At 68.9% G+C, this 22128-nt stretch carries 17 protein-coding genes and 2 pseudogenes; 10 read left to right on the top strand and 9 right to left on the bottom strand.

Annotation, left to right across the window (positions count from 1 at the left end):
* Window positions 1–122 precede the first annotated feature (122 nt).
* From ACSHXN_RS47640 to ACSHXN_RS47620, 5 genes and pseudogenes are all read left to right on the top strand, one after another.
* Window positions 123–938: a hypothetical protein gene (locus ACSHXN_RS47640; protein ID WP_438307121.1), complete on the top strand. Its 816-nt coding sequence runs from the start codon at window positions 123–125 to the stop codon at window positions 936–938.
* Window positions 939–1187: 249 nt separating this feature from the next.
* Window positions 1188–1307: pseudogene (locus tag ACSHXN_RS47635) on the top strand (IS30 family transposase); the annotation flags it as partial.
* A 95-nt stretch (window positions 1308–1402) separates the two neighbouring features.
* A complete protein-coding gene (locus ACSHXN_RS47630) occupies window positions 1403–1912 on the top strand; it encodes an SUKH-4 family immunity protein (protein ID WP_438307120.1) in 510 nt (169 codons plus the stop codon).
* Window positions 1913–2041: 129 nt separating this feature from the next.
* On the top strand, window positions 2042–4942 hold the full coding sequence (locus ACSHXN_RS47625; protein WP_438307119.1) for an AfsR/SARP family transcriptional regulator: 2901 nt from the start codon (window positions 2042–2044) through the stop codon (window positions 4940–4942).
* 97 nt (window positions 4943–5039) lie between these two features.
* Window positions 5040–5579, top strand: a complete 540-nt coding sequence (locus ACSHXN_RS47620) for a sigma-70 family RNA polymerase sigma factor (RefSeq protein WP_355140672.1) — start codon at window positions 5040–5042, stop codon at window positions 5577–5579.
* Here ACSHXN_RS47620 and ACSHXN_RS47615 read toward each other — a convergent pair.
* Window positions 5563–6990, bottom strand: a complete 1428-nt coding sequence (locus tag ACSHXN_RS47615; protein ID WP_438307118.1) for a hypothetical protein — start codon at window positions 6988–6990, stop codon at window positions 5563–5565. The genes ACSHXN_RS47620 and ACSHXN_RS47615 overlap by 17 nt on opposite strands.
* 153 nt (window positions 6991–7143) lie before the next feature.
* Between ACSHXN_RS47615 and ACSHXN_RS47610 the strand changes: the two genes are divergently transcribed.
* From ACSHXN_RS47610 to ACSHXN_RS47600, 3 genes are all read left to right on the top strand, one after another.
* Complete coding sequence (locus ACSHXN_RS47610; RefSeq protein ID WP_355140670.1) at window positions 7144–8931, top strand: putative T7SS-secreted protein; 1788 nt, start codon at window positions 7144–7146, stop codon at window positions 8929–8931.
* A 74-nt stretch (window positions 8932–9005) separates the two neighbouring features.
* Window positions 9006–9299, top strand: coding sequence for a WXG100 family type VII secretion target (locus ACSHXN_RS47605; protein WP_355140669.1), 294 nt, complete (start codon window positions 9006–9008; stop codon window positions 9297–9299).
* A gap of 70 nt (window positions 9300–9369) precedes the next feature.
* Window positions 9370–13761, top strand: a complete 4392-nt coding sequence (locus ACSHXN_RS47600; RefSeq protein ID WP_438307117.1) for an FtsK/SpoIIIE domain-containing protein — start codon at window positions 9370–9372, stop codon at window positions 13759–13761.
* Window positions 13762–13914: 153 nt separating this feature from the next.
* Here the strand turns inward: ACSHXN_RS47600 and ACSHXN_RS47595 are convergent, their stop codons facing one another.
* Both ACSHXN_RS47595 and ACSHXN_RS47590 read right to left on the bottom strand, forming a co-directional pair.
* The gene (locus ACSHXN_RS47595) at window positions 13915–14571 is read right to left on the bottom strand and encodes a hypothetical protein (RefSeq protein WP_355140667.1); all 657 of its coding nucleotides are present in this window, start codon (window positions 14569–14571) and stop codon (window positions 13915–13917) included.
* Between the two features lie 55 nt (window positions 14572–14626).
* A complete protein-coding gene (locus ACSHXN_RS47590; protein ID WP_355140666.1) occupies window positions 14627–14869 on the bottom strand; it encodes a hypothetical protein in 243 nt (80 codons plus the stop codon).
* Window positions 14870–15062: 193 nt separating this feature from the next.
* Between ACSHXN_RS47590 and ACSHXN_RS47585 the strand changes: the two genes are divergently transcribed.
* The gene (locus ACSHXN_RS47585; RefSeq protein ID WP_438307116.1) at window positions 15063–15740 is read left to right on the top strand and encodes a hypothetical protein; all 678 of its coding nucleotides are present in this window, start codon (window positions 15063–15065) and stop codon (window positions 15738–15740) included.
* A gap of 345 nt (window positions 15741–16085) precedes the next feature.
* Here ACSHXN_RS47585 and ACSHXN_RS47580 read toward each other — a convergent pair whose 3' ends face one another.
* The 5 genes from ACSHXN_RS47580 to ACSHXN_RS47560 all read right to left on the bottom strand — a co-directional run bounded on the left by ACSHXN_RS47580 (window position 16086) and on the right by ACSHXN_RS47560 (window position 19729).
* Entirely contained in the window at window positions 16086–16469 is a 384-nt protein-coding gene (locus ACSHXN_RS47580) for an MmcQ/YjbR family DNA-binding protein (protein WP_438307115.1), read from the bottom strand.
* 131 nt (window positions 16470–16600) lie between these two features.
* A complete protein-coding gene (locus ACSHXN_RS47575; RefSeq protein ID WP_438307114.1) occupies window positions 16601–17518 on the bottom strand; it encodes an NADP-dependent oxidoreductase in 918 nt (305 codons plus the stop codon).
* 49 nt (window positions 17519–17567) lie between these two features.
* Window positions 17568–18215: a nitroreductase family protein gene (locus tag ACSHXN_RS47570; RefSeq protein WP_355799300.1), complete on the bottom strand. Its 648-nt coding sequence runs from the start codon at window positions 18213–18215 to the stop codon at window positions 17568–17570.
* Window positions 18216–18273: 58 nt separating this feature from the next.
* Complete coding sequence (locus ACSHXN_RS47565; RefSeq protein ID WP_438307113.1) at window positions 18274–19098, bottom strand: isocitrate lyase/PEP mutase family protein; 825 nt, start codon at window positions 19096–19098, stop codon at window positions 18274–18276.
* An 82-nt stretch (window positions 19099–19180) separates the two neighbouring features.
* Window positions 19181–19729, bottom strand: a complete 549-nt coding sequence (locus ACSHXN_RS47560; RefSeq protein WP_438307112.1) for a carboxymuconolactone decarboxylase family protein — start codon at window positions 19727–19729, stop codon at window positions 19181–19183.
* Window positions 19730–19864: 135 nt separating this feature from the next.
* On the opposite strand from ACSHXN_RS47560, the pseudogene ACSHXN_RS47555 reads away from it, so the two are divergent.
* A pseudogene (locus ACSHXN_RS47555) lies at window positions 19865–20482 on the top strand (TetR/AcrR family transcriptional regulator); the annotation flags it as partial.
* Window positions 20483–21196: 714 nt separating this feature from the next.
* Here ACSHXN_RS47555 and ACSHXN_RS47550 read toward each other — a convergent pair.
* Window positions 21197–22105: a 1-aminocyclopropane-1-carboxylate deaminase/D-cysteine desulfhydrase gene (locus tag ACSHXN_RS47550; RefSeq protein ID WP_438307111.1), complete on the bottom strand. Its 909-nt coding sequence runs from the start codon at window positions 22103–22105 to the stop codon at window positions 21197–21199.
* Window positions 22106–22128: the final 23 nt, after the last annotated feature.

Here is a 22128-nt window from a genome sequence, read left to right as displayed (position 1 = left end):
GGTTGGCGAGACCGTAAGGAGACCGGTCCGTTGTCCCAAACCCGGTGTCGGCCCGCGATCATGCAGACATGGATCATCCAACGGGGGGACGCGGTCGGGCGGGGGCGCCGGCACACGGATGCGTGATCCCCGTGCTGGTCGCGGTCGGCGTGGTGTGCGCGCTGGTTCTGTGGCAGATTCACCGCACCTTGGACCGTACGCCGCCCGATGTCGGCGCCTTCGCGCACTCCGCCGCCACCCGGACCGCCGATGCGGCCGCGGCACGGACGAGTTCCGCGCGCCTGACGAACCTGACGGTGGCGCTGCCCTGGGCCGTTTTACTCGGCACATCGGTGGCGGACTCCTGCCGGACGGAGGACCAGAACCCGTTCATCGGGCCAGCGCACTGGGCACCGATCAACTGCGTCCGCAGCAGCGTCCTCTACCTCGCGTTCGACGGGGACATCCGCACGCACCTCCACCAACTCGACGCGGTACTGGCCGAGCAGGAGTGGGTGGGCTCGGGTTCGTCCCCGAACACGCTGACCGGGATGGCGACCTGGATGAGCCAGGCCGGCGGTGACCCGTCCCCGGCCGCGTCGCAGCAGGGAAGCACCGACCCCCCGGGTTCGCAGCCGATCTGCCTGTCCACGACGTACGGGCCGGCTGCGCAGAAGCACGACATTCCGTACGGCGGGCTCGGCGTCCGGCTGCGAGTGGCGGTGGCGGAGCTTCCGTGCACGCCCAGAGCGGAGACCGGCGACATCCAGATAGGCGGCAGACTGGAGAAGTCTGCGGTCGACGGAACCGTCTACCTCGCCTGGCACCCCCTGTTGACCGACACAGTGAGCTGCTCCGCCTACATCACGCACCGCTACGTGGCCGCCTTCTCCCTCGTCGACAGCTACGCCGTCCAGTCCACCCCGACGACCTCTCCGCCCTCACCGCCGACCAGGTAAGTCGTCCCCGCCATGCCTCACAGGCAGCTGCTGGTACTGAGGAAGCTCCCTGCGCCTGAGACATCGGCAAGCTCGATGCGGTGAGCTCGTCAGCCTTGAGTCGCGCATCTCGTACCGGCCCTCATGCCCGGAGACCGAGGGATGAGCCGTCTTCCACGCCTCGATCACCGGCCGGATCAGCTCTCATCGCTCATCCGACAGATCGCTCGGATATCGCACCTCGTCGTATCGCACCGGCCCGGCTTAGAGCTGGCAAGGCGGGGACGCAAGCGCAGACTGGAGCTCGAGGCCGAGTCCTGGCGCCTCCTGGCGGCACGGGTGGGCAGCGTAAGCGTGCAGGCACTCGGGATCGGGCGTACGACGGGCTACTGAACTTGAATGTGTGATACCGGGGCTTGCCGGTTGGCGGCGACGGACCCAGCTCACGGCTTCCAGGGCGGCCGGCGCGCGAGGATGATGTTCGCGTGATTCGGGATCTGCCGCCATTGCCGTTGCCCCAGTACACCGTGGTACGCATCGGCTGCTCAGCAGACGTGCCGGACGAGATCGCCAGCGATCTACGGCACAAGGGCGTCCCGGCAGGGCTGATCGGTTATGAGTACCAACCGCTGAGCGAGGCGGCTCTCCTGGACGGGATCGGTAAGAGCGGGTTGGTCGTCTTCGGGACCAGCGGCCTGTTCGGACGGCTCGGCGTCGACGTGGCGTCGCGTCGCATAGTGCACATCCCTACGCCCGAGTCCGCCACCGCCAACCACGTGAACAGGGACCTTGGAATCTTCCACGAGTGCGTCGCGGCCACGATCGCCCGCTTCCCGTTCTACGAGGAAGGCGAGGAGGAGAGATTCCAGGCGGCGGCGGACGAGCTGCGCGAGCTCGTCACCACCCTTGATGACACCGCACTCGCCCACAACGGGTTCTGGGAGACCCTGTGCGACGACGTAGAGATGGGCGATTACGCGAACTGGAGGGACTGAGACACCTCGGCCCCCGGGGGTAGCCCTGCGTGGCGACGTTTGCGTGGACTCTATGCTGGGCCGTAGCCGAACCCCTTCAAAGCGGGTGCTTCGGATCTCCATGTCGTTACAGTTGGTACGGTAAATCCTGTGTGTACGCGTTTCGCCGTGCTCGGCCCGGTCAGAGCCTGGCGTGGCGACACGGAACTGGTGCTGGGACCTCCCAAACAGCGTGCCCTCCTCGCGTTGCTGCTGACCGAGGCGGGGCATCCCGTCGCCGTCCATGAGATCGTCGATGCCCTGTGGGGACAGGATCCGCCGGACACTGCCGTCAACGTGGTCCAGCGGCATATCGGCGCACTGCGCCGACTGCTCGAACCCGATCTCCCGGCGGGGGGTGAGTCACGGTGGCTGGTGCGCGGCTCGGGCGGCTACCGCCTGGAAGTAGCGCCTGACGGACTTGACCTGCATCGCTTCCGAGCCCTGCGGCAGCAGGCGGAGCATGCTGCGCAGAGCGGGGATCCGGCTGCTGCCACCGAGTACTTGATCGAGGCTCTGGCCCTGTGGCGCGGGCCCGCGGCCTCCGGGATCGCGACAGAGGTGAGGGCCTTCCCTGCCTTCACTGCCCTGGACGGCGAACATCTGACCGCCGTCAAGGAGGCGGCCGAACTGGCCCTGGAGGCCGGACCGGGCCTGGGTGCGCGAGTGCTGGTGACGCTCCGGCAGGCCGCAGCACAGCATCCGTTGGACGAGGCGCTGCAGGCCAGGCTGATCCTGATGCTCGCAGCCACCGGGCATCAGGCCGAGGCCATGGACGTTCATCGGTCGGTGCGTACCAGACTCGCTGAGGAACTGGGGGTGCCGCCGGGACCCGAACTGCAGGCCGCTCACCAGCGTGTGCTGGGCCGCGTCTATGCCCTGCGAGCTGCTCAGCAGGTCGCAAGCGGGGAGTCCACCGACCCTGACGGGAGTGGGGGAGATGCGGCCGATGCGGCGAAGGCGCAGGCGGACACCGGCGTCATGGTGCGGCCTGCCCAACTGCCCGTGGGCCTACGCGCCTTCACCGGTCGACGCCATGAGCTCGCCCACGTCGAGAGGTTGTTGCCCGCGCCTGAAGGGCCGGTGTCCACCGTATTGATCGGCGGCATGGCGGGCGTGGGTAAGACGACGCTGGCGGTCCACTGGGCGCACATGCTCGCCGACCGTTTCCCCGATGGACAGCTCTACGTCAATCTGCGCGGTTTCCATCCCACTGGCTCGGTCATGAGCCCGGCCGAGGCGATCCGGTCCTTCCTCGATGCATTCGGCGTTCCCGCACAGCGCATTCCGGCGGGGCTGGATGCGCAGGCTGCGCTGTATCGCAGCCTGGTCGCCGGCCGGCGCGTGCTGATCGTCCTCGACAACGCTCGAGACACCGAGCATGTCCGCCCCCTCCTGCCCGGTGCCCCTGGTTGCCTGGTAGTCGTCACCAGCCGTAACCAGCTGTACGGGCTGGTCGCCGGCGAGGGCGCGTACCCGCTGACGCTGGGCGTGCTCAGCGACGCGGACGCCCGCGAGTTCCTTTCCAGCCGCCTCGGCGCCGAACGGATCGCGGCCGAACCCGACGCGGTCGCGCAGATCATTGCCGCGTGCGGACACCTGCCGCTCGCGCTGGCCGTCGTCAGCGCTCGCGCTGTGGTGAACCCGACCTTTCCGCTCGCGTCCATCGCGGCCGAACTGCACGAGAACGAGGACAGCCTCGACGCGTTTTCCGGGGAGGCCCCTGTCGCGGACGCACGCAGCGCGTTCTCATGGTCATATCAACTTCTCGCCCCGGCGTCCGCCCGGGTTTTCCGCCTGCTCGCACTGCACCCGGGACCCGACTGCTCACTCGCGGCCGTCGCCAGCCTGGCCGGTCAGCGCACGGGTCAAACCAGGGCACTTCTGGCGGAACTGGTTCGGGCCCACCTGATCACCGAGCCCCTTCCCGGGCGTTACGGATGTCACGAACTGCTCCGCGCCTACGGCGCCGAACTGGCCCGGGCGCAGGACACAGCGCACGAGCTGGCCACGGCACGGCGCCGCATGCTGGACCACTACCTGCATGGCGCGCACGCTGCGGACAGCGTCCTTGCGCCCAGTCGGGAGCGAATCGACCTGCGGCCTCACCTGCCCGGGGTGACTGTGCCGCGCCTGGCCAACCAAACGGCCGCCGCCGAGTGGCTGGAGACCAACCGCTCCGTCCTGCTCGCCGCGATCGAGCAAGACGCCCGGCACGGAACCGGTGAGCACGGCTGGCAGCTGGCCGCGACACTGGAGCTGTACCTGGACCGCAACGGCCGCTGGCAGGAACAAGTCGCCGCCCAGACAGCGGCCGTGGGCGCGGCCCAACGCCTGGGCGACATCCGTGGTCAGGCACATGTGCACCGCGCGCTCGGCTTCGTCAACGGGCGCCTCGCACTGTGGGGCGAAGCCGACGCGCACCTCGCGCGCGCCTTGGAGCTGTTCAGCGAGATCGGCGACCTGGCCGGGCAGGGTCGAACCCGCCGCTATCTCGCATTCCTGGCCAACCGGCGCAAGCAGCATGAGCAAGCTCTCGAACACTACAAGCACGCGAGCACCCTGTACCGCGCGGCTGGACTACGCAGCGGCGAGGCGAGCATCGCCAACGAGGTCGGCTGGACGCACATCCTGATGGGCAAGTACGAAGACGCCTTGGAGGAGTGTGCGCAGGCGCTGTCGGACCACCAGGCGAGCGGCGACCGCAACGGCGAGGCCGCCGCATGGGACAGCCTCGGCTACGCCCACCACCACCTCCACAACCACGAACGGGCGCTCGATTGCTATGAGCACGCCCTGGAGCTGTACCGGGCGATCCGCGACCGCTACCTGGAGGCCGACACTTTGGTGCACATGGGCGAAACCCATCGCGCAGCCCACCACCCCACACAGGCCGCGCACGCATGGCGCGAAGCACTCGCCATCCTCGAGGAGATCGGCCACCCGGAGGCCGCAAACGTCCGCGACCGGCTGAAGGGCCCTCTCACACCTGATCCGTCCGCACGTCAGTAAACCGTCAGCGTTCCGGAAGCGGACCCTGCCTACGCTCCCCGCTCCGCTCCACCAGGAGCTGAAGCCGCGTACAGCTTTGTCCTTCAGGAACTGGAACATGACCACGACCACTGACGCGGCCGTCGCGTCGGCCGCCCACCGCAATCAGCTGCTGCACACCCTGATGTCCGACCACGCGAAAGCATTGGTCGCCTACGCCGCCAAGCTGCTGAACGACCACCACATGGCGGAGGACATCGTCCAGGAAACCCTCATCCGCGCCTGGTCGCACGCGGAACGCCTCTACAGCACCGAGGGATCGATACGGGGCTGGCTCCTCAAAGTCACGCGCAACCTCGTTGTCGACAGGATGCGCAGCGCCGCCGCCCGCCATGAGACCCTCGGCGCCCACGACCGCGACGTGCCCCTGCCTGACCATTCCGGCGCTGTGCTGACCTCGGTGGAGACGATCGACCTGCTGCGGCAGCTGTCCCACGAGCACCGCGAGGTCCTGCTGCACACCTACCTGTGCGGCCGCACAGCACAGGAGACGGCTCGCATCCTCGGCATACCTGCCGGCACCGTCAAGTCCCGCCAGCACTACGCCCTCAACACCTTGCGCGCCAAAGCCGACCGGGGTCTCAGGCCGGAACGGTGAGCTGCACATCCAGCACGGGGATGTCGACACGGCCGTCGGCATCGGTGTACCAGCGCCAGTGCGCGCCGCTCGCTTCGCCGCAGACCAGCCCCGTCCAGCCCGCGCCGCCCGGCCCGCACAAGGCGGCCAGCTCCGCGGCCTCCCGCTCGCCCGGTGACCCGGCCACCACGACAAGGCCCTGCACCGGCCGACGGGACGCTCCGGCGCGGACCGTCCCCTGCCCTGAGACCGACGCCGCCCCGGCAAAGGCCCCGACCCGGGCAAGCTGCTGCAGGCCGGTGGGCACGGCGATCGGCAGGGCACCGTCCGTTGCGCGCAGCACGGTCACCGGAGTGTTCGGCCGGGTGCGCGCGATTTCAGCCAGCAGGTTGTGCACCACATCCCGCGCTACGGTCTGATCGCCGCTCACGCTGAGGACGCCGTCCAGTCTGCTGAGGTCCACGAACACGGGCTCGCCGTCGCTGTCCGTGCCCGCCCGGACGAGGCAAGCCGTGGTGATCGACGCCTGCGCGGTCATAGCGGTGGTGTCGCCGCGGGTCAGCCGGCCGCCGGCTGCGGCGGGACGACGCCAGCGCGTGCTGTCGATGTTCGTCCACGGGTCGTCGGCTGCATCGGGAGGCGTCAGCCACACCGTCACACCCGCTGCGTCGACGCGCAGCGCGTGCACCGGCCGTTCGGGCTGCTTGCGGGTGGGAACGAACTCGTCCAGGGCTTCGTAAGCCCGCCGAACCGATTCGGCGTCGATCGCGAACCGGCGGCCCGTCGCCCGCCGGTGCATCAGGCGGCGCCTGCGCCGCACCGGCTCGCCCAGCTTGCGAACGGCGCGCAGGGAGGCCGCGTATGCGATGCGCACCTTGCGCCTTGCCACGATGCCCGCGGTGATCAGCGCGAGCACGATCGCTGCGAGCACGGCCACGACCGCGGCCAGCGGAATGGTGAACATCGTGGTCCAGGCGGTGTTCGGCGGCGATGTCCGCTGTCCGGAGCCCGGCGCAGAGGAGGCGGCGTTCTGGGTTCCGGTGTCACGGGCCAGTTGGACCTCGGGTCCCGCGGCGTCCTGCGGAAGACGCAAGATCCAGCCGGGGTGCAACTGGTCGTCCGGGCCGTTGAGCGCCCCGCCGTCCTTCTGTGTCAGACCGCGGTTGAGGTCGAAGACCTCAACCGAGCGCGAGGGGTCGCCCAGGGTAGAGGCGGCGATCGATTGCAGGGTGGCAGGCTGTCCGCCCGTCTGTGTGGGCTCCGGGACCACGAACACCTTGATCAGACCGTCCCCGGACGCCGCGTGCGCGGACGTGGCTGCCCCGAGCGCCACGAGGCACGCCGCCAGCAGCGTGCCCAGGGCGTGCAGAAGCACGCGTGCCGTGGCGTTTGCCGGCCTGTGCTCGAACCCGAGGTCCGCGCCGTTGCTCATCGTGTCCACCCATGCCCTCCGGGATTTCGTTGCACCGACTACACGGAGCCGACCGGTGAAAGCGTTCGAAGCGAAAACGGTTTGAACCCTCCGGAAGGCCGACCCCGTGTACCTGGCGATCGCGTCTCACAGGCACCGCACCGGGGGATACCAATGGCACGTCGGCACGCCAGTCCCGAGGACTTCCAGCTCGTCGGCATGGACTCGGACCCGACACCTGGTGACCCCGACCTCATCCAGGGCGTGATGCAGCGGTACCGGGATGTCGGTGATGCCGCGGAGAAGGCGCTGAACGTTCTGAAGAAGGACGGCACGATCTCACAGGGCCGTGGTGCGGCGATGGACCAGCTGAAGGAGAAGATCGGCGACGATCTCCCGGACAAGCTGACCAAGACCATGACTTCCTACCACGACGCGGCGCAGGCATACAGCGACTACATGCCGCGGCTGCGTGAGGCCCAGGACACCTTCGACCGGGCGGTGGACCAGGCGCGGTCGGCCGCACCGCAGGCGAACCAGGCGCCCAAGGAACTGAGCGCGAACCCGACGGACGAGGAGAAGTCGCAGGCCCGCACGACGCAGGACTCCATCGACGCAGGCAAGGCCGAGCTGAGCGCGGCCAAGAGCCTGGCGGAACAGGCCAGATCGATGCGGGAGAGTGCGCAGCGGCAGTGCGCCGACGTGCTGGACCGGGCGGCCAAGGAGGCGATTCCGGAGCGCAACATCTTCCAGAAGATCGCCGACTTCTTCAAGGACTTCCCGTTCGTCCAGATTCTGCTGGCCGCCCTCGTCGCCGTCGTGGCGGTGTTCTTCCCGGTGGTGGGCGCGCTGTTGGGCGGGGCACTGTTCGTCTTCAACCAAGTCGTCGCCAGTCAGACCGGCGGTCTCAAAGCCGGTGACTTCGTCGTCGGCCTGCTCGGGATCATCCCGGGCGGTTCCCTGCTGAAGCTCGGTGGCAAGGCCGTCGAGGCGATCGCGCCGGCCGCCGTGGCCGCTGTGAAGAACTCCGGCTTCATCACCAAGAGCACCGGTTCGATCACCAAGATCGGCGAGTCTCTCGCCAACAGCAAGGTCATCGGTGGTGTCCTTGCCAACCCCATAGGAAAGGCGGCTACGGAAGTCACCGGCAAGTTCCTGACCAACTCGGGGCTGGAAGCGGCTGCCAAGGCGGCCAACCACGACAAGATCACGGCGGCGGGTGTGTTCGCCGGGGCCGCGGCCGGAGCCGTGGCCGGAGTCGCCTTCAAGGGAGGCGTCGGCACGATAGGAAAGAGCCGCGGGAACCCCACGGTGGAGGAGGGCAAGGGCGGCCGGTTCGGTGACACCACAGCACCTGCCGCCGCCGACACCGTAGGCAAGCGGGCGTCCGACCAGGTCGGTGGCTTCGTCGAGGAAGGCGCCACCCTGGGCACCAAGATCGGCGTGGGTGTGGCCCAGGGCGGCGACCCCAACGAGGTGGCCGCCGGTGAGATCGCCAACTCCGCTCCCAAGCTGGGCGTGGGGCCGGTGGGCAAGGCAGGACTCGGCCGCGCCGTCGACGGCCTCGCCGACAAGATCCCCATCAAGGGCAGTCCCCGGCCGCCGGCCGGCCCGGTCCACACACCCCCCGCCGCTCAACCCACCACGCCGGATCCGGCGGACGTGCCGCTTCCGCCGTCGCCGACCGGTTCGCGTCCCTCCAGCCCGGCGCCGGTGGATCCGGCGGACGTGCCGCTTCCGCCGTCGCCGACCGGTTCGCGTCCCTCCAGCCCGGCGCCGGTGAACCCGGCGGACGTACCGCTTCCGCCCTCGCCCACCTCCTCGGGACCCACAGCCCCACCGATCAGCACGTCCGACGCGCAGTCGAACGGCGGCACCGGCTCACCTTCCCCGTCCAGCGACGGGTTCGTCACCGCACCGACGAGCCCTTCGGAAAGCCCGGACGCCGGTACAGGTCGCTGAACGTCCACCCACCCACCAGTCCTCCATCCCCGAAAGGGATGGACCGCACCACACACCAGCCAAGGAGTACTCCCATGCCCAACTACAGCGTCAACTCCGACACCACCTCCTCGACCTCGCAGGCCCTCCTCAACGACTTCTCCCAGCTGCAGGACAAGCTCAACGAGGTCAAGGGCAAGATCTCCAACCTGCTCGCCGACGGCTACAGCACGCCGGCCGCCCAGCAGAAGTTCTCGCCGTTCTTCGACGAGTTCGCCAAGGGCTTCGACCAGGTCAACCAGGGGCTGCAGGGGATCGGCCAGTACGTGAAGTCCGTCGGCGAGGCCTTCGACCAGACCGACAGCCAGCTCGGCTCCAACCTCTCCTGACCCACCGGACCAGCTCGCCGCCACGGCGGGCGGCGCCGCACCCACCTCCACACAAGAAGGACGATGAGCAGTGCGATTGACCGTCAGCGTGCGTGACCCGCAGGTCGAGGGGGTGTCCACCACCGTCGCCGTGGAAACCGAACCGTCCGCGCAGGCAGGCAGGTTCGCGGCCGAGCTGGCACGTGCCGTCGGATATGCGGGGGCGGCCGAGGGGGAGCCGTCCCTCTACATCGACTCCACCCCCCTCGATCCGCACACCACCCTGCAGGTCGCCGGTGTGCGGGACGGCATGGACCTTGGGCTCGGAGCCCCCCTTCCCCGGGAGCCCGAGCCCGAGGGCCGCACCGAAATCCGTCTGGTCTCAGGTCCCGGAGCCGGAACCGTCTTCCGGCTCGTCCCCGGTGACTACGACATCGGCAGCGGCCCGGCGTGCCGTATCCGCCTTGTCGAGGGAGCGCCGACGCTCGCGGCCCGGACCCGTATCCGCCTCGACGGCAGCGCCGAACTCCTCATGACCGATGAGGCGTTGCTCGACGGGAAACCCGCACACAGCCCCGCACCGTGGAGGGAGGGCAGCCAGCTCGCCGTCGGCGACATCCTGCTGGAGCTGACCTCACGGCCGACGGCCCGCGCTCCACTGACACCCGCCCAGGACGGGCTGGGCCTGGAGTTCAACCGGCCGCCGAGGTTTCTGCCGCCCGCCGCGGGCGCGAAGTTCCGGCTGCCCACCCCTCCCACAAAGCCCGACAAGCGGCCCATCCCGCTGCTGCCGATCCTGCTGCTGCCGGCAGGCAGCGCCGCTATCGCCATCTTCGTCACCCACCGGTGGTCCTTCGTCTTCATCGCTCTGCTCTCACCGATCGCCGCCCTGGTGACCCAGTTCGGCGGACGCAAGCAGGCGATGCTGAAATACCTGGAGAAGAAGGAAGAACACGAGCAGGCACTGGCCCGCGTACGCGCCGACATCGACGCTGCCGTACTCGAGGAACAGCACAACCTGCGCCTTTCTCTGCCCGATCCGGCCACACTCCTGCAGATGGCCGCCCAGCCCTCCGAACGGCTGTGGGAGCGCCGATGGCAGGACCCCGACTTCTTGTCCGTACGCGTCGGCACAACCGACCTGCCCTCCTCGATCAGCGTCGACGACCCGGAGCAGGACGAGCACCGGCGCAGCACCGTGCCCTGGCTGAACCAGGTGCCCGTCGCCGTTGCGCTGCGCAGGGCGGGAGTGACAGGTGTCGCCGGACCGGGAGCGACCCGGCTGACCGGCTGGCTGGCCGCCCAGGCCGCCGCTCTGCACAGCCCCACCGACTTGCGCATCGTCGTCCTCGCCGGACCCGACGGCGAACGCGACTGGTCCTGGAGCCGCTGGCTGCCCCACACTCAGGCACAGGGCGAGGACGCCTACGCCCTGATCGGCAGTACCGCCGAATCCCTGGCCCGGCGCATCGGCGAACTCGGCCAGATCGTCGCCTCCCGCATGGCCGCCGGCCCGGACGTCATCCGCGGCGGAGCCAACGGCTATCCCGACATCCTCGTCGTCCTGGAACAGGCACGCCGGGCCCGCTCGCTGCCCGGCGTGATCGCGCTGCTGCGTGACGGCCCCTCCGTGGGCGTCTACACCGTGTGCATCGACCGCGAAGAGCGGCTACTGCCCGAGGAGTGCGGCGCCGTCGTCGTCACCCAAGCAGGCGCTAGCCCATCCACGGTGCGCACCGGCTCCGGCGCCGCACTGGAGAACGTGCGCAGCGACTCCCCGGAGCCCGGCTGGTACGAGCAGTTCGCCCGTGCACTGGCCCCGCTGCGCGGCGTCGGCGACAGCGACGAGAGCGCACTGCCCGGCTCCGTACGCCTGCTGGACCTGCTGCACATGGAACCGCCCACCGCGGAGGCCGTGGTGGCCGGCTGGTCGCTGGGAGGCCGCAGCACCCGGGCCCTGCTCGGCGTCGGATACGACGGTGAGTTCACCGTCGACCTGGTGCGTGACGGGCCGCACGCGCTGATCGCCGGCACCACCGGCTCCGGCAAGTCGGAACTGCTGCAGACCCTCGTCGCCACCCTCGCCGTGGTCAACCGGCCCGACGAGATGACCTTCGTACTCGTCGACTACAAGGGGGGCAGCGCCTTCGCCGAGTGCGCCGACCTGCCGCACACCGTCGGCCTGGTCACCGACCTCGACACCAGGCTGGTGGAGAGGGCACTGGTGTCCCTGGGCGCAGAACTGCGCCGCCGGGAGACCCAGCTGGCCCAAGCAGGCGCCAAGGACATCGAGGACTACCTCGACAAGCGTGCACGCGGCGGCAACGTCCTGCCGCCGTTGCCCCGACTGCTGCTGGTCATCGACGAGTTCGCATCCATGGTGCGTGAACTGCCCGAATTCATCTCGGGTCTGGTGAACATCGCGCAGCGCGGCCGATCGCTCGGCATCCACCTGGTGCTGGCGACGCAGCGGCCCGGGGGAGCGGTCACCCCGGACATCCGCGCCAACACCAATCTGCGTATCGCTCTGCGCACCACCGACACCAGTGAGAGCCGCGACATCATCGACGCCCCCGACTCCGGGGACATTTCACCGGCCAACCCCGGCCGCGCCTACGCCCGGCTCGGGCCGTCGGCGCTGCTGCCCTTCCAGTCGGGCCGTGTCGGCGGCCGCCGCCCCGGCGGCCGGGCCGCCGAAGGAACCGAGACGAGCGTCCGAGCAGAACCAGTGACCTGGCAGAACCTCGGCGGCCCGCTGCCCACCCGCGGCTCCCGCGCAGGCTCGGGCGCGGCGCAGACCGAGGCCGTCACCGACCTCGCGGTCCTGGCCGGAGCCGTTGCACAGGCGTCCCGGCTCGCCGAGGTACCGCGCCAGCCCAGCCCCTGGCTGCCGCCCCTGCCCGCGCTGCTCCCGTGGACGGCACCGCCCGCGCCCAAGCCGTCCGCCGAACGCGAGGCAGCCCTGCCCGCGGTGGAGTACGGCATCGTCGACCTGCCCGCACAGCAGACCCGCACCCCCCTGGTCCTCGATCTCGACCGGGCCGGCCATCTGCACATCGTCGGCTCGCCGCGCAGCGGACGCTCCCAGACATTGCGCACCCTGGCCGCGGCACTCGGCCAGGCCCATGGCGCCGACGACGTCCACCTGTACGGCATCGACTGCGGTAACGGTGCGCTCAACGCCCTGACCACGCTGCCGCATTGCGGAGCGGTCGTCGACCGCAACCAGATCGAGCGCCTGGGCCGTCTGCTGGACCGGCTGGGAGCCGAACTCAGCGCACGGCAGAGCATTCTGGGCGCGCGGGGCACAGCCGACCTGACCGAACTGCGAAAGAACCAGCCGCACCAGCAGCGGCTCGCCCACATCGTGCTGATGGTCGACCGGTTCGAGGTCTTCGAGCGCGAATTCACCTCGTACGACAACGGCAGCTACATGGAGCGCATGCTGCGCCTGCTGCGGGACGGAGCGGGCGCCGGTATCCATGTCGTGCTGGCCGGCGACCGGGTCCTCGCCGGCAGCCGCTTCTCCGGTACCACCGAAGACAAGATCGTCCTCAGGCTCAACGACCGCCAGGACTACTCCAGCGTCGGCATCCCCTCCAAATCGGCACCGTCCGACCCCGCGCCGGGGCGCGGCATCCGCACCCAGGATCTGAGCGAGGCGCAGATAGCGGTACTCGGCGAGGACTTGTCCGGCACCGCACAGGCCGAGGTCCTGGCCACCCTGGGCCGGGAGCTGACCGAGCGCGAAGCCTCGGTCCCCGATGCACAGCGCCCGATCCGGCTGGACGTGCTCCCCGACCGGATCGCGTATGCCGACGCCCTCGCTCTGCACACCCACGCAGGGCCGATGCAGCCTCTGGTGGCCGTCGGCGGCGACACGCTCACCTCGCTCGGCCCCGATCTCGCGGACGTACCGACCTTCGTGATCGCCGGACCGCCACGCACCGGCCGCAGTACCGCCCTGTTCACCGCGGCGCAGTCGCTGCTCGCCGCCGGAACCGGCCTCATCGTGCTGGCCCCGCGCCGCTCGCCGCTGAGGCAGTTGGAGGGACGGCCCGGCGTGACCGCCGTCATCACCGACACCGAGGTGTCGGTGGGAGACTTCCGCAACGCGCTGGGCAATGTGCCACAGGAGCACGGCGTGATCGTCGTGGACGACGCGGAGCTGTTCATGGGAGCCGAAATCGACTCCGACCTCGCGCTGCTCGCCCGCGGCGGCGCCGGGACCGGCTGGGGCGTCCTCGCGGCCGGCAACGCCGAATCGCTGTCGCTGAGCCTGGCCGGCTGGATGGGACAGGTCAAACGCAACCGCACCGGCATGCTCCTGTCCCCGCAGGGGCCGAGCGACGGCGATGTGATCGGCGTGAAGCTGCCGCGAGGCGTTGTCGGACAGGCCCCGCAGCCAGGGCGGGGCCTGCTGCACCTGGGCGACGGAACCCTGTGGACGGTGCAGGTGCCTCTGCTTGAAGCGGAGCTCTAAAAGCCCGGGAGGTGCGCCCCGCGTTCCCACGGGGGACGGGACGCATCTCCCTCCTTGCCCGCGGGCCGAGATGAGCGGTCGGCCCTGCGGAGCACCGAAGGACGGCCGGATCAGGGGACCCGGCCGTCCTTCGGCATGCAACGCAAGGGGGGATCAGGCAGCGAGGCTGCCGCTCGCGCCTGCTTCGTCGCCGTTGCCGGAGACCTGGACACCATCGTCGGTCAGGAAGCGAAACGTGCTGGTGATGGCGTCGAACAGGTCATACACCTCGTTCTTCAGCGGCAGGTTGGGACTGGCGAGCGTGACCACGAGGAAGTCCCGGCTGCTGCCGGGCACCGGCATCATCGTGTGCATCGTCAGCAACTTGACGTCGATGTCCCCGGTCAGCCGGGTCACCTCGGTGCCGGTGACCCGGGCCACCGTGCCCACGTGGGGCACCTTCGCCGATGTGATGACCCGGTCCCGGGGCGCGACACCGGTCGCTGAGGAGACACCCAGTCGCGCGGACAGCACGGGCAGCGTGAGCTCCTCGCCCTCGGGTGTGCTGACCGCGAAGACCATCGCGTAGGCCATGAACAGACCCTCGGTGTACAGGGTCGCCGTACCCGCGGCCAGCAGCGCCCCGTGACGCCGGGCGGCCCGGGACACCTCCCGGCCCTGACGGAACATGTCGTTGATCCGCGCCTTCTGACGAGGGTCGCCGGTCGAGGCCAGTGCCTGGGCACGGATTTTCGCCAGTTCCTCCCCGCTGAGGTCGACCTGTTGCCAGGGATCGGGGATGTCCAGCAGAAAACGCTGTGCAGTGCTCATAGGTCAGCCGCCACTTTCGGGGGAACAGTTGGACACGTCGGGGAGACGGCGGAGCTCACGTGCCGCTTCCGTCGTCGAGGTTCGACACCGCGTCCTGATCGGTCTTCTCGAAGGAGTCCAGGATGTCGCCGATGGCGTCCTGGATGCCCTTCACCTGCTTCTGCAGCTGGTGCTTTCCGTCTTCCCACTTGTTTTCGAAGTTCTGTGCGGAGCCGTGGGAGAGCTCGGGCCCGAACGCGGCATCGAAGTCGAACGTGTGGTGTCCGATGTCGATGAAGTCGTGCACGAAACCCAACATGTCCTGGGCCTCTTTGAGCTCACTCCCGGGGATGTTGACGTCCGACGCCACTGCGGGCCCCCGTTCCTGTGCGGTGAGGATTCATCTCCGTGCGGTACACGAGACCGGGGGAGCGGAGCGTTCAACGCTGCGGAGGGTTCGATCGGTCCGGGCGGCGTTGAACCCTTGCCGGTGCCTGTCTCGTGTTGCAGGCATGAATCCGCTCTTCACCCGTCCGCTGTTCAACGGTGGCGCCGTACGCCGCACCGTTGTCGCATCCGTACTCGCACTGTGCGGCGCGGCGAGCCTGTCGGCCTGCGGCAAGACGATCACCATCGGAGACAGCCCGGCACCGGCTGCCTCCGCGGTGTCGTCGGCGGCCTCGGTATCCCCTTCGAGTCCCCCGCCAGGCCAGAACTCGGGCAACTCGGCACTGCAGGTGGTCGACTCCACGGCGCAGGACGCCGGTCTCGACGGCAACGGCGGGACCGTGGTCGGAGCTGCGGTGCAAGAGGCGCCGCCCAAGTGGGTACAGCTGTCCGCGGTGACCTCGCCACCGCTGTCGTCACCGCACCTCATCAACATCAACCAGGCGGCTCTGTACCGTTTCGACGACGACAGCGCCTCCCCGTCGCAGTCGGCCTGCAACACCGCCTGCGCTACGAAGTGGCCCCCGGTGACCGTCCAGGAGGGCGGCAACGTCTACCTGGCAGGTGTGAACCCGAAGGAGGTGGGGGCCGTCCGCCGGCAGGACGGCCAGGTCCAGATCACCGTGGGCGGATGGCCTGTCTACCGCTTCGCGGGCGACGGCAAGCCGGGGGACCTGAACGGCCAGGGGATCGACGGCAAGTGGTTCGCGGTGGGACCGACCGGGGAGAAGGCGACACGATAGCGGGCGGCCGCGCGGCGGTAGGGGGCCGCCCTACCCGCCTCCGCGGGCAGGGCGGCCATCGACAATGCAACAACCTCCACCGCGCAGCGTGAAGGATCGTGGCCTCGTGTCCGGTCGGCCGTCCGGCCGGTGGATGGTCAGCAGCGGTGCCGGCCCGACGCCTCGTTGTCTTGAGGGCGACGTTGCGTTCGTCCGGGTCGTCCGTGACGATCAAGGCCCTGCCTGTCGCCTTGTAGAGGTCCGCCTGCTCGGTGACCGGGCGCCCGTGGCTGACCCCGGGTAGCGGCGGTGCCGTGTTGTGCGCTGTGTCCTGGAGCTTCTTGCCGCTGATGGGCATGGCGAGGGTCAGGCGCGGCGGCCGTGGGCGCGTGGATCCACGGGCTGCTTGGACTTGGGAAGCCCGCCGACCACAAGACGGTAGGAGTCGGTCACGAGCTCCTTCACCAGCTTCTCGTCGATGGTGTCTGCGCCGTCCACCGTGATCCAGTGCCTCTTGTTCATGTGGTAGCCGGGGGTAATGCCTGCGTACTGCTCGCGCAGGGCAGCGGCGTCGTCCGGATCGGCTTTCAGGATCACGACGGGGCGTCCCGGCATGTCGGTCATGAGCATGTAGACCTTGCCGCCCACCTTGTACAGGTCCCAGCTGGGGTCGGAACGGTGCTCGTGGTCGGTGCCGGGCAGATCCGCGGTGAAGCCGTCTGCGATTTTCTGCAGTTCTTGTCCGTCCATGGTGATCAGCTCCTGTGTCGGTCCGGGTGCCTGGTGCGTGTGGTGGTTCGGGTACGTGCGCGGGCCGGTGGCCTGACCGGGGCGTCGATCAGGCCTGTGACCTGCCGGTCGGACTGTGGCCGTCCGGCTTCCTACGGGAGTACGCGGATGACCGTCTTCCCGCGGCGCCGCGTGGTCGGGTTGAGGGCGCCGACGGCATCGTCGAGGCTCGCGACGTCACCGATGTTGGTCCGCAGCCGTCCGTCGCGTACCCGTTGCACGATCTCGCCGAGGTCGGCGCGGTCGGCTTCGACGACGAAGTCCACTGCCAGGCCGTCGGCGGGCCGTGCTTCGACCGGGCCGACGATGGACACCAGTGTTCCTCCGGGCTTGATCAGGGCGGCGGACTGCTGTTGGACGTCGCCGCCGATGACATCGAAGACCAGGTCGACGCTCCCGACGTCTTTCAGCGCGTCGTTGTCGAGGTCGACGAACTCGTGCGCACCGAAGTCGAGTGCCTTGGTCCGGTCGGCGGCGCGTCCGGTGCCGATGACGTAGGCGCCGGCCTCACGTGCGAGCTGGGTCACCATCGTCCCGACTGCGCCGGCTGCGCCGTGGGCGAGGACGCTCTGGCCGGCCTGGAGGCGGCCGTGCTGGAACAGCCCCTGCCACGCGGTCAGGCCGGAGATGGGCAGGGATGCGGCTGTCGTGAAGTCGACGTCGCCGGGCAGCGGTGCGAGGTTGCGTGCTTCGATCGCCACGTACTGGGCGAGGGTGCCGTCGCGGTGCCAGTCGGCGAGGCCGAACACCCGCTGCCCGACCGACAGCCCGGTCGTGCCGTAGCCGAGGGCGGTGACCACTCCGGCCAGCTCGTGGCCGGGGATCGACGGTGTCTTGTCGTGGCCGGCGCGATCGGTCCAGGTCGAAGGCCACTCCATCTCGGTGGGGACGAAGCCCGAGGCATGGATCTGGACGATGACGTCGTTGATCGCTGCGAGTGGCTCGGGCCGCTCCGTCAGTGTCATTCCGGCTGTTCCCGCGGTCTGGTCGGTGACCACAATGGCTTTCATCGGGATGCTTCCTTTCCTCGTGTGTGGGTTGTGGTTTCCGGGTGGCTCTTTAGATGAAGGTGAAGAGCTCGTCGGGGTCGAAGCGGGAGATCGGGGTGGTGTAGACCTTCTTCGGGTCGGGGTAGCCGAGGGCCAGCAGCACCGTCGTGGTGTGTCCGCTGTCGCGGATCTTGAAGGCCTTGTCGACACTGGTGGGGTCGAATCCCTCCAGCGGGGTCGCCTCGACGCCGAGCTCGGCGGCCGCCATCATGGTCAGGCCCACCGCCATGTAGGTCTGCTTCTCCATCCAGTGGTTCAGGTCCTTGTAGCCGTAGTTGCGCAGGTTGAGGAAGTCTCTGGTCATGGATTCCCACAGCTGCTGCTTTGCCGGGTCGGGGAACCGGCCGTCGGCCTTCTCCTTGGTGAACACGGCCTCGAGGTGGCTGTCGGGCAGATCCGCCCGGGTGGTGAGGATGATGGTGTGCGACGCGTTCAGGACCTTCTCGGCGTTGTCCTGGAATCGTTCGCCCAGGTTGTCGGCGAGCTGCTTCTTTCCTTCGGGCGTGGCGAGGACGTAGAAGTGGTTGGGCTGTACGTTCACCGATGACGGCGTGGAGCGCAGGAACCGCAGCAGCTGCTGAAGGGTCTCCTCCGGAATGGTCTTGCTGGGGTCGAAGTACCTGGTGAGGTGCTTGCTCATGAGCTTGTCGAGGTTCATGTCGATCTGCTTTCTTCTTGCGCCGAGTGGGTGAGGAGTGGTGGTTGGCAGGGGGGAACTAGTTCGTGCCGCGGGCAAGCAGCTCGCTGATGCGGTCGAAGCCGATTCCTGTCGTCGCGGCGGTGAGGTCACCGGCGACGAGGGCCTGGGTGGCCTGTTGGAGTGCCTGCATTGCGTGGGTGTAGAGCGCGGGACCCAGGCTGATGCGCTTGACCCCGGCCTTCTGCAGTTCGGCGACGGTCAGCACCTTGTCCGCCGGTGAGATGAGGACGTTGACCGGTGTCGGTGCGACGGCGGTGACGATCGCGCGGAGGGCGTCGAGGTCGGGTGGGAAAGGGGCGTAGAGCACATCCGCGCCGACCTCGGCGAAGGCCGTCAGACGCCGGACGGTGTCGTCGAGATCGGGCCGGCCCTGGATGAAGTTGTCGGTGCGGCCGGTGACGACGATGCGTCCCTTGGCCGCGTCGACGGCGCTGCGCATGCGGTTGACGGCATCGTCGAAGTCCCGGATCGGTTGATCGGGATTGCCCGAGGTGTCCTCGATCCCGATACCGGCCAGGCCGGATGCCACGGCGGCTTCCACGGTCGCAGCGACATCTTCGGGCGTGTCGCCGTAGCCGTCCTCGAAGTCTCCGTTGACGGGCAGCCCGGTGAGCCGGCCGAGCAGCCGCGCATGCTCGAGGTGCTCACCGCGGGTGATGTTGTGACGCCCGTCGAACCGGCCGAGCGTGGCAGCGAGCGCCGCTGACGATGTCGCGATCGCCTCGAAGCCGGCATCGGCCAGCATCAGCGCCGAGAGGCCGTCCCAGGCGTTCGGCATGACGAAACCACCGTCGCGGGTGTGCAGCGCCATGAATTTTTCATAGAGGTCGGAGCCCGGCATATCGAAACCTTTCTCGGGTGATCGTTGAAGGCAGTGACGGATCGAGCGGCTGGATACGGCGCCTCGGCGAGGACGCCGGCGCTCATCCCGGCGTACCGACCGGGCTGACGGCGGGGATGTCGATGTCGGTCCGGTTGACGTTGTTGATGAAGTTGGTCAGCAGGGCCTGCACCGCCACCGTGACGATCGCCAGGATCTGCGGGTCGGTGTATCCGGCGCCTCGCACAGCCGCCAGGTCGGCGTCGCTCACCTGACCGCGGCTCTTCACCACCTGCTGGGCGAAACGAGCGACCGCGGCGCGCTGGGGATCGATCGAGCTCCCGGCCCGGGCCAGGTCGATGTCGTCGCTCGACATGCCGCCGAGTTCGGACGACACGTACGTGTGCACCGCCAGGCAGTAGTCGCAGCCGTTGGCCTGCGACACGGCGAGCGCGATGGTGTGCCGCGTCTTGGCGTCCAGAACCCGGCTCAAGCTGCCCTGCAGCGTCATGACGACGTCGAGGACGGTCGGATTCGACGCGAGAGTCATGAACATGTTCGGGACGAAGCCGAACTGTGCGCCGATGTTGTCGAGGATGCCCTGCGCCGCCTCGGGGACGTCGTCGGGAGAGGGAGCGTTCAGTCGTGACATGGCGGATCAGCCTCCGGTGAGTGGGTGTCGTCGGCCCCTGGGTTGCGTTCGAGATTTTTGGGCTGTTCGGCCCAGTCCTGAGTGAACACTGCCCGCCATTGGGCTGTCAAGCCCAATCGAGGTATCCTCGGAAGCATGAAACCCACTACAGGAGCCCGGGACCCCCACAAGCTCACCGGCAAGGGGCAGGCGACGCGGGCCCGCATCCTGGAGCACGCCGCGCAGCTCATCTACACCAAAGGCGTCCACGCGACGAACAACGAGCAGCTCCGCCGCGCCGCCGGCGTCAGTGGATCGCAGCTCAACCACTACTTCCCGACCAAGGAGAGCCTCGTCCTGGCCGTGATCGCCTGGCAGGCCGAGAGCGTCCTCACCTTCCACCGCAGTGAGCAGTTCGCCCGCTTCGACAGCCTCGACGGGTTTCGGGCGTGGGCGGATTTCTACATCGGCTATGAGCACGCCTACCAGGAAGGCTGCAGCCTCGGCTCCCTGGCGAGCGAGATCATCAAGACGGACCTCGACGTCCACGACGAGCTCGCAAATGCGTTCGACCAGTGGAGGGACATCTTCCGCGAGGGAATCGAACGCATGCAGCAACTCGGCCGCATCAGCACGGAGGCAGACCCCGCACGGCTGGCCACTCTGCTCCTCGCCGCCTTCCAGGGCGGCACGCTCCTCGCCCAGGTCGCACGGAACGTCACGCCGCTGAAAGACGCGCTGCAGACAGCCATCGACTACCTGCAGACCTTCGCCACGTCTCCCGACGACAGCGTCATCGCACCGGGAGCCGGCGATGAGGTGCACGAGGCCGGAGGACGTCCCGATCGTGAGAGCGTCGGCGGTGGGCGTGGGCAGCTCCTCTTGCGATAGGGCGGGCGCCGGCGAGCAGGGTCGCGGTGCTGACCAGGACCGGCCATCCGCCCCGGCGGGACGAACGGCGTCGCCTCGACACTCCCGCGACTGCTTGTCGCGGTAGACGTCACCCCGGCCGGTGAGGGACGTCTCCTTCGGGACGGGTTACTCGACCGGGCCCCGCCGGCCACCGGTGCCCGGCGGTGAGGGCCGGCCGTCGGCGGTCCTCCACGAACGCCGCCGGGAAGTGCGCGTCCAAGACCAGCCACGCCCACGGCGCGACAGCCGCCCCCCTTGTCCTCCTCGGCCAACTCCGCGTACTCCCGGAGACTTCCCGCAGAGCCCGGTTCTCGCCCCGGACGACCCCGACGCCTTCACCGTGGACGTCATGGCCCCGCCGCGCCAGGAGGACGGCTCGCTACTCATCCCCGAGAAGCTCCAACACCCGCTGGGCACCGGCCAACCCGGAGTACCTCATCGATCAGGTGGCCGATCACCAGCGTGCCTGGCCCCACTTCCGGCCGCTGGTGAGGGCGATCGAGCAATGGCGGCACACCGTGCCGGCCGATGGGCGCATCAAGTCCCTCGTCAGGGAGGTCCTGACAGGCCGCGGACTCAGTCGGCGATGCGGCCGACGACTTGAGGAATCTCGAACAGGTTGCCGGTGTCTCCGGTGTGCAGGAACGCGACGTTGCTGCCGACGGGGATCCGCCCGCTGCGGGCGTGCTCGAGCAATCCTGCGAGTCCCTTGCCGGTGTAGACGGGGCCGACGAAGACGCCCTCTGCTCGGGCCAACTCGCGGATGGCCGCTGTGCTTTCGGCGGACGCGACGGCGTAGTCCTCGCCGATGAAGCGCTGGTCGATGTCGATCTCGGCACGGATCGTCGCGTCGTCGGGTACGGGCGCGCCCAAGGTGGCCAGCACCGCCTTGGTCCGTTCGACAATCACACCGGGGTTCATCCGGTCTCCGTCGTTGAACCTCTGGATGGAGATCGACCGGAACTTCACCGGGTGTCCCAGACTCAGCTTGGCCGCCAGCATCCCCGGCAGCGCGGTCCCGGTGCCGATCGTGTGGTAAACGTAGTCGAGCTTGACCCCTGCGGCATCGGACTGTTCCAGCATCTCCCGGAACGTCAGGGCGTGCGCGATGTAGCCGTCGGGGTGCGCGCCACCGGTCCCGACAACGAGGACCTTGTGCCCCTGCGCTTCGAGTTCGGCTTTGCGCACCGCGATGGCGTCGGTGATTCGCGCGGCCTCGTCCGGAGAATGCCAGACATTGCCGCTGACGTTGATGACGTGGGTTTCGACACCCATCGTCTTGTTGAGCAGATAGTTGCCGCGGAACTCGCCGAGCTCACCATGGCGGGGCACGTTCCGCGTCAGAACCAGGATCGGCGTGATTCCTGCGCTCAGGCAGGCGGCGGCGAACTGCAGACCCGAGTTGGTCAGGTACTCACCCTGGGTGATGACGTGTGTCACGCCGTTCCCGAGGGCCCGCCCCAGGATGAACTCGGCCAGGCGCATCTTGCTCCCACTGATCGCACTGG

The sequence above is a fragment of the Streptomyces sp. HUAS TT11 genome (genome assembly GCF_051553595.1).
Taxonomy (GTDB): Bacteria; Actinomycetota; Actinomycetes; order Streptomycetales; family Streptomycetaceae; genus Streptomyces.
The sequence above is the reverse complement of the archived record's forward strand: the minus strand, read 5'-3'. Positions and strand labels throughout refer to the sequence as shown.

Coding starts and splice junctions, on each gene's coding strand:
- ACSHXN_RS47620 (WP_355140672.1), top strand. CDS start 5,040: ATGACCACGACCACTGACGCGGCCGTCGCGTCGGCCGCCCACCGCAAT.
- ACSHXN_RS47615 (WP_438307118.1), bottom strand. CDS start 6,990: ATGAGCAACGGCGCGGACCTCGGGTTCGAGCACAGGCCGGCAAACGCC.
- ACSHXN_RS47610 (WP_355140670.1), top strand. CDS start 7,144: ATGGCACGTCGGCACGCCAGTCCCGAGGACTTCCAGCTCGTCGGCATG.
- ACSHXN_RS47605 (WP_355140669.1), top strand. CDS start 9,006: ATGCCCAACTACAGCGTCAACTCCGACACCACCTCCTCGACCTCGCAG.
- ACSHXN_RS47595 (WP_355140667.1), bottom strand. CDS start 14,571: ATGAGCACTGCACAGCGTTTTCTGCTGGACATCCCCGATCCCTGGCAA.
- ACSHXN_RS47590 (WP_355140666.1), bottom strand. CDS start 14,869: ATGTTGGGTTTCGTGCACGACTTCATCGACATCGGACACCACACGTTC.
- ACSHXN_RS47585 (WP_438307116.1), top strand. CDS start 15,063: ATGAATCCGCTCTTCACCCGTCCGCTGTTCAACGGTGGCGCCGTACGC.
- ACSHXN_RS47580 (WP_438307115.1), bottom strand. CDS start 16,469: ATGGACGGACAAGAACTGCAGAAAATCGCAGACGGCTTCACCGCGGAT.
- ACSHXN_RS47575 (WP_438307114.1), bottom strand. CDS start 17,518: ATGAAAGCCATTGTGGTCACCGACCAGACCGCGGGAACAGCCGGAATG.
- ACSHXN_RS47570 (WP_355799300.1), bottom strand. CDS start 18,215: ATGAACCTCGACAAGCTCATGAGCAAGCACCTCACCAGGTACTTCGAC.
- ACSHXN_RS47565 (WP_438307113.1), bottom strand. CDS start 19,098: ATGCCGGGCTCCGACCTCTATGAAAAATTCATGGCGCTGCACACCCGC.
- ACSHXN_RS47560 (WP_438307112.1), bottom strand. CDS start 19,729: ATGTCACGACTGAACGCTCCCTCTCCCGACGACGTCCCCGAGGCGGCG.
- ACSHXN_RS47550 (WP_438307111.1), bottom strand. CDS start 22,105: ATGCGCCTGGCCGAGTTCATCCTGGGGCGGGCCCTCGGGAACGGCGTG.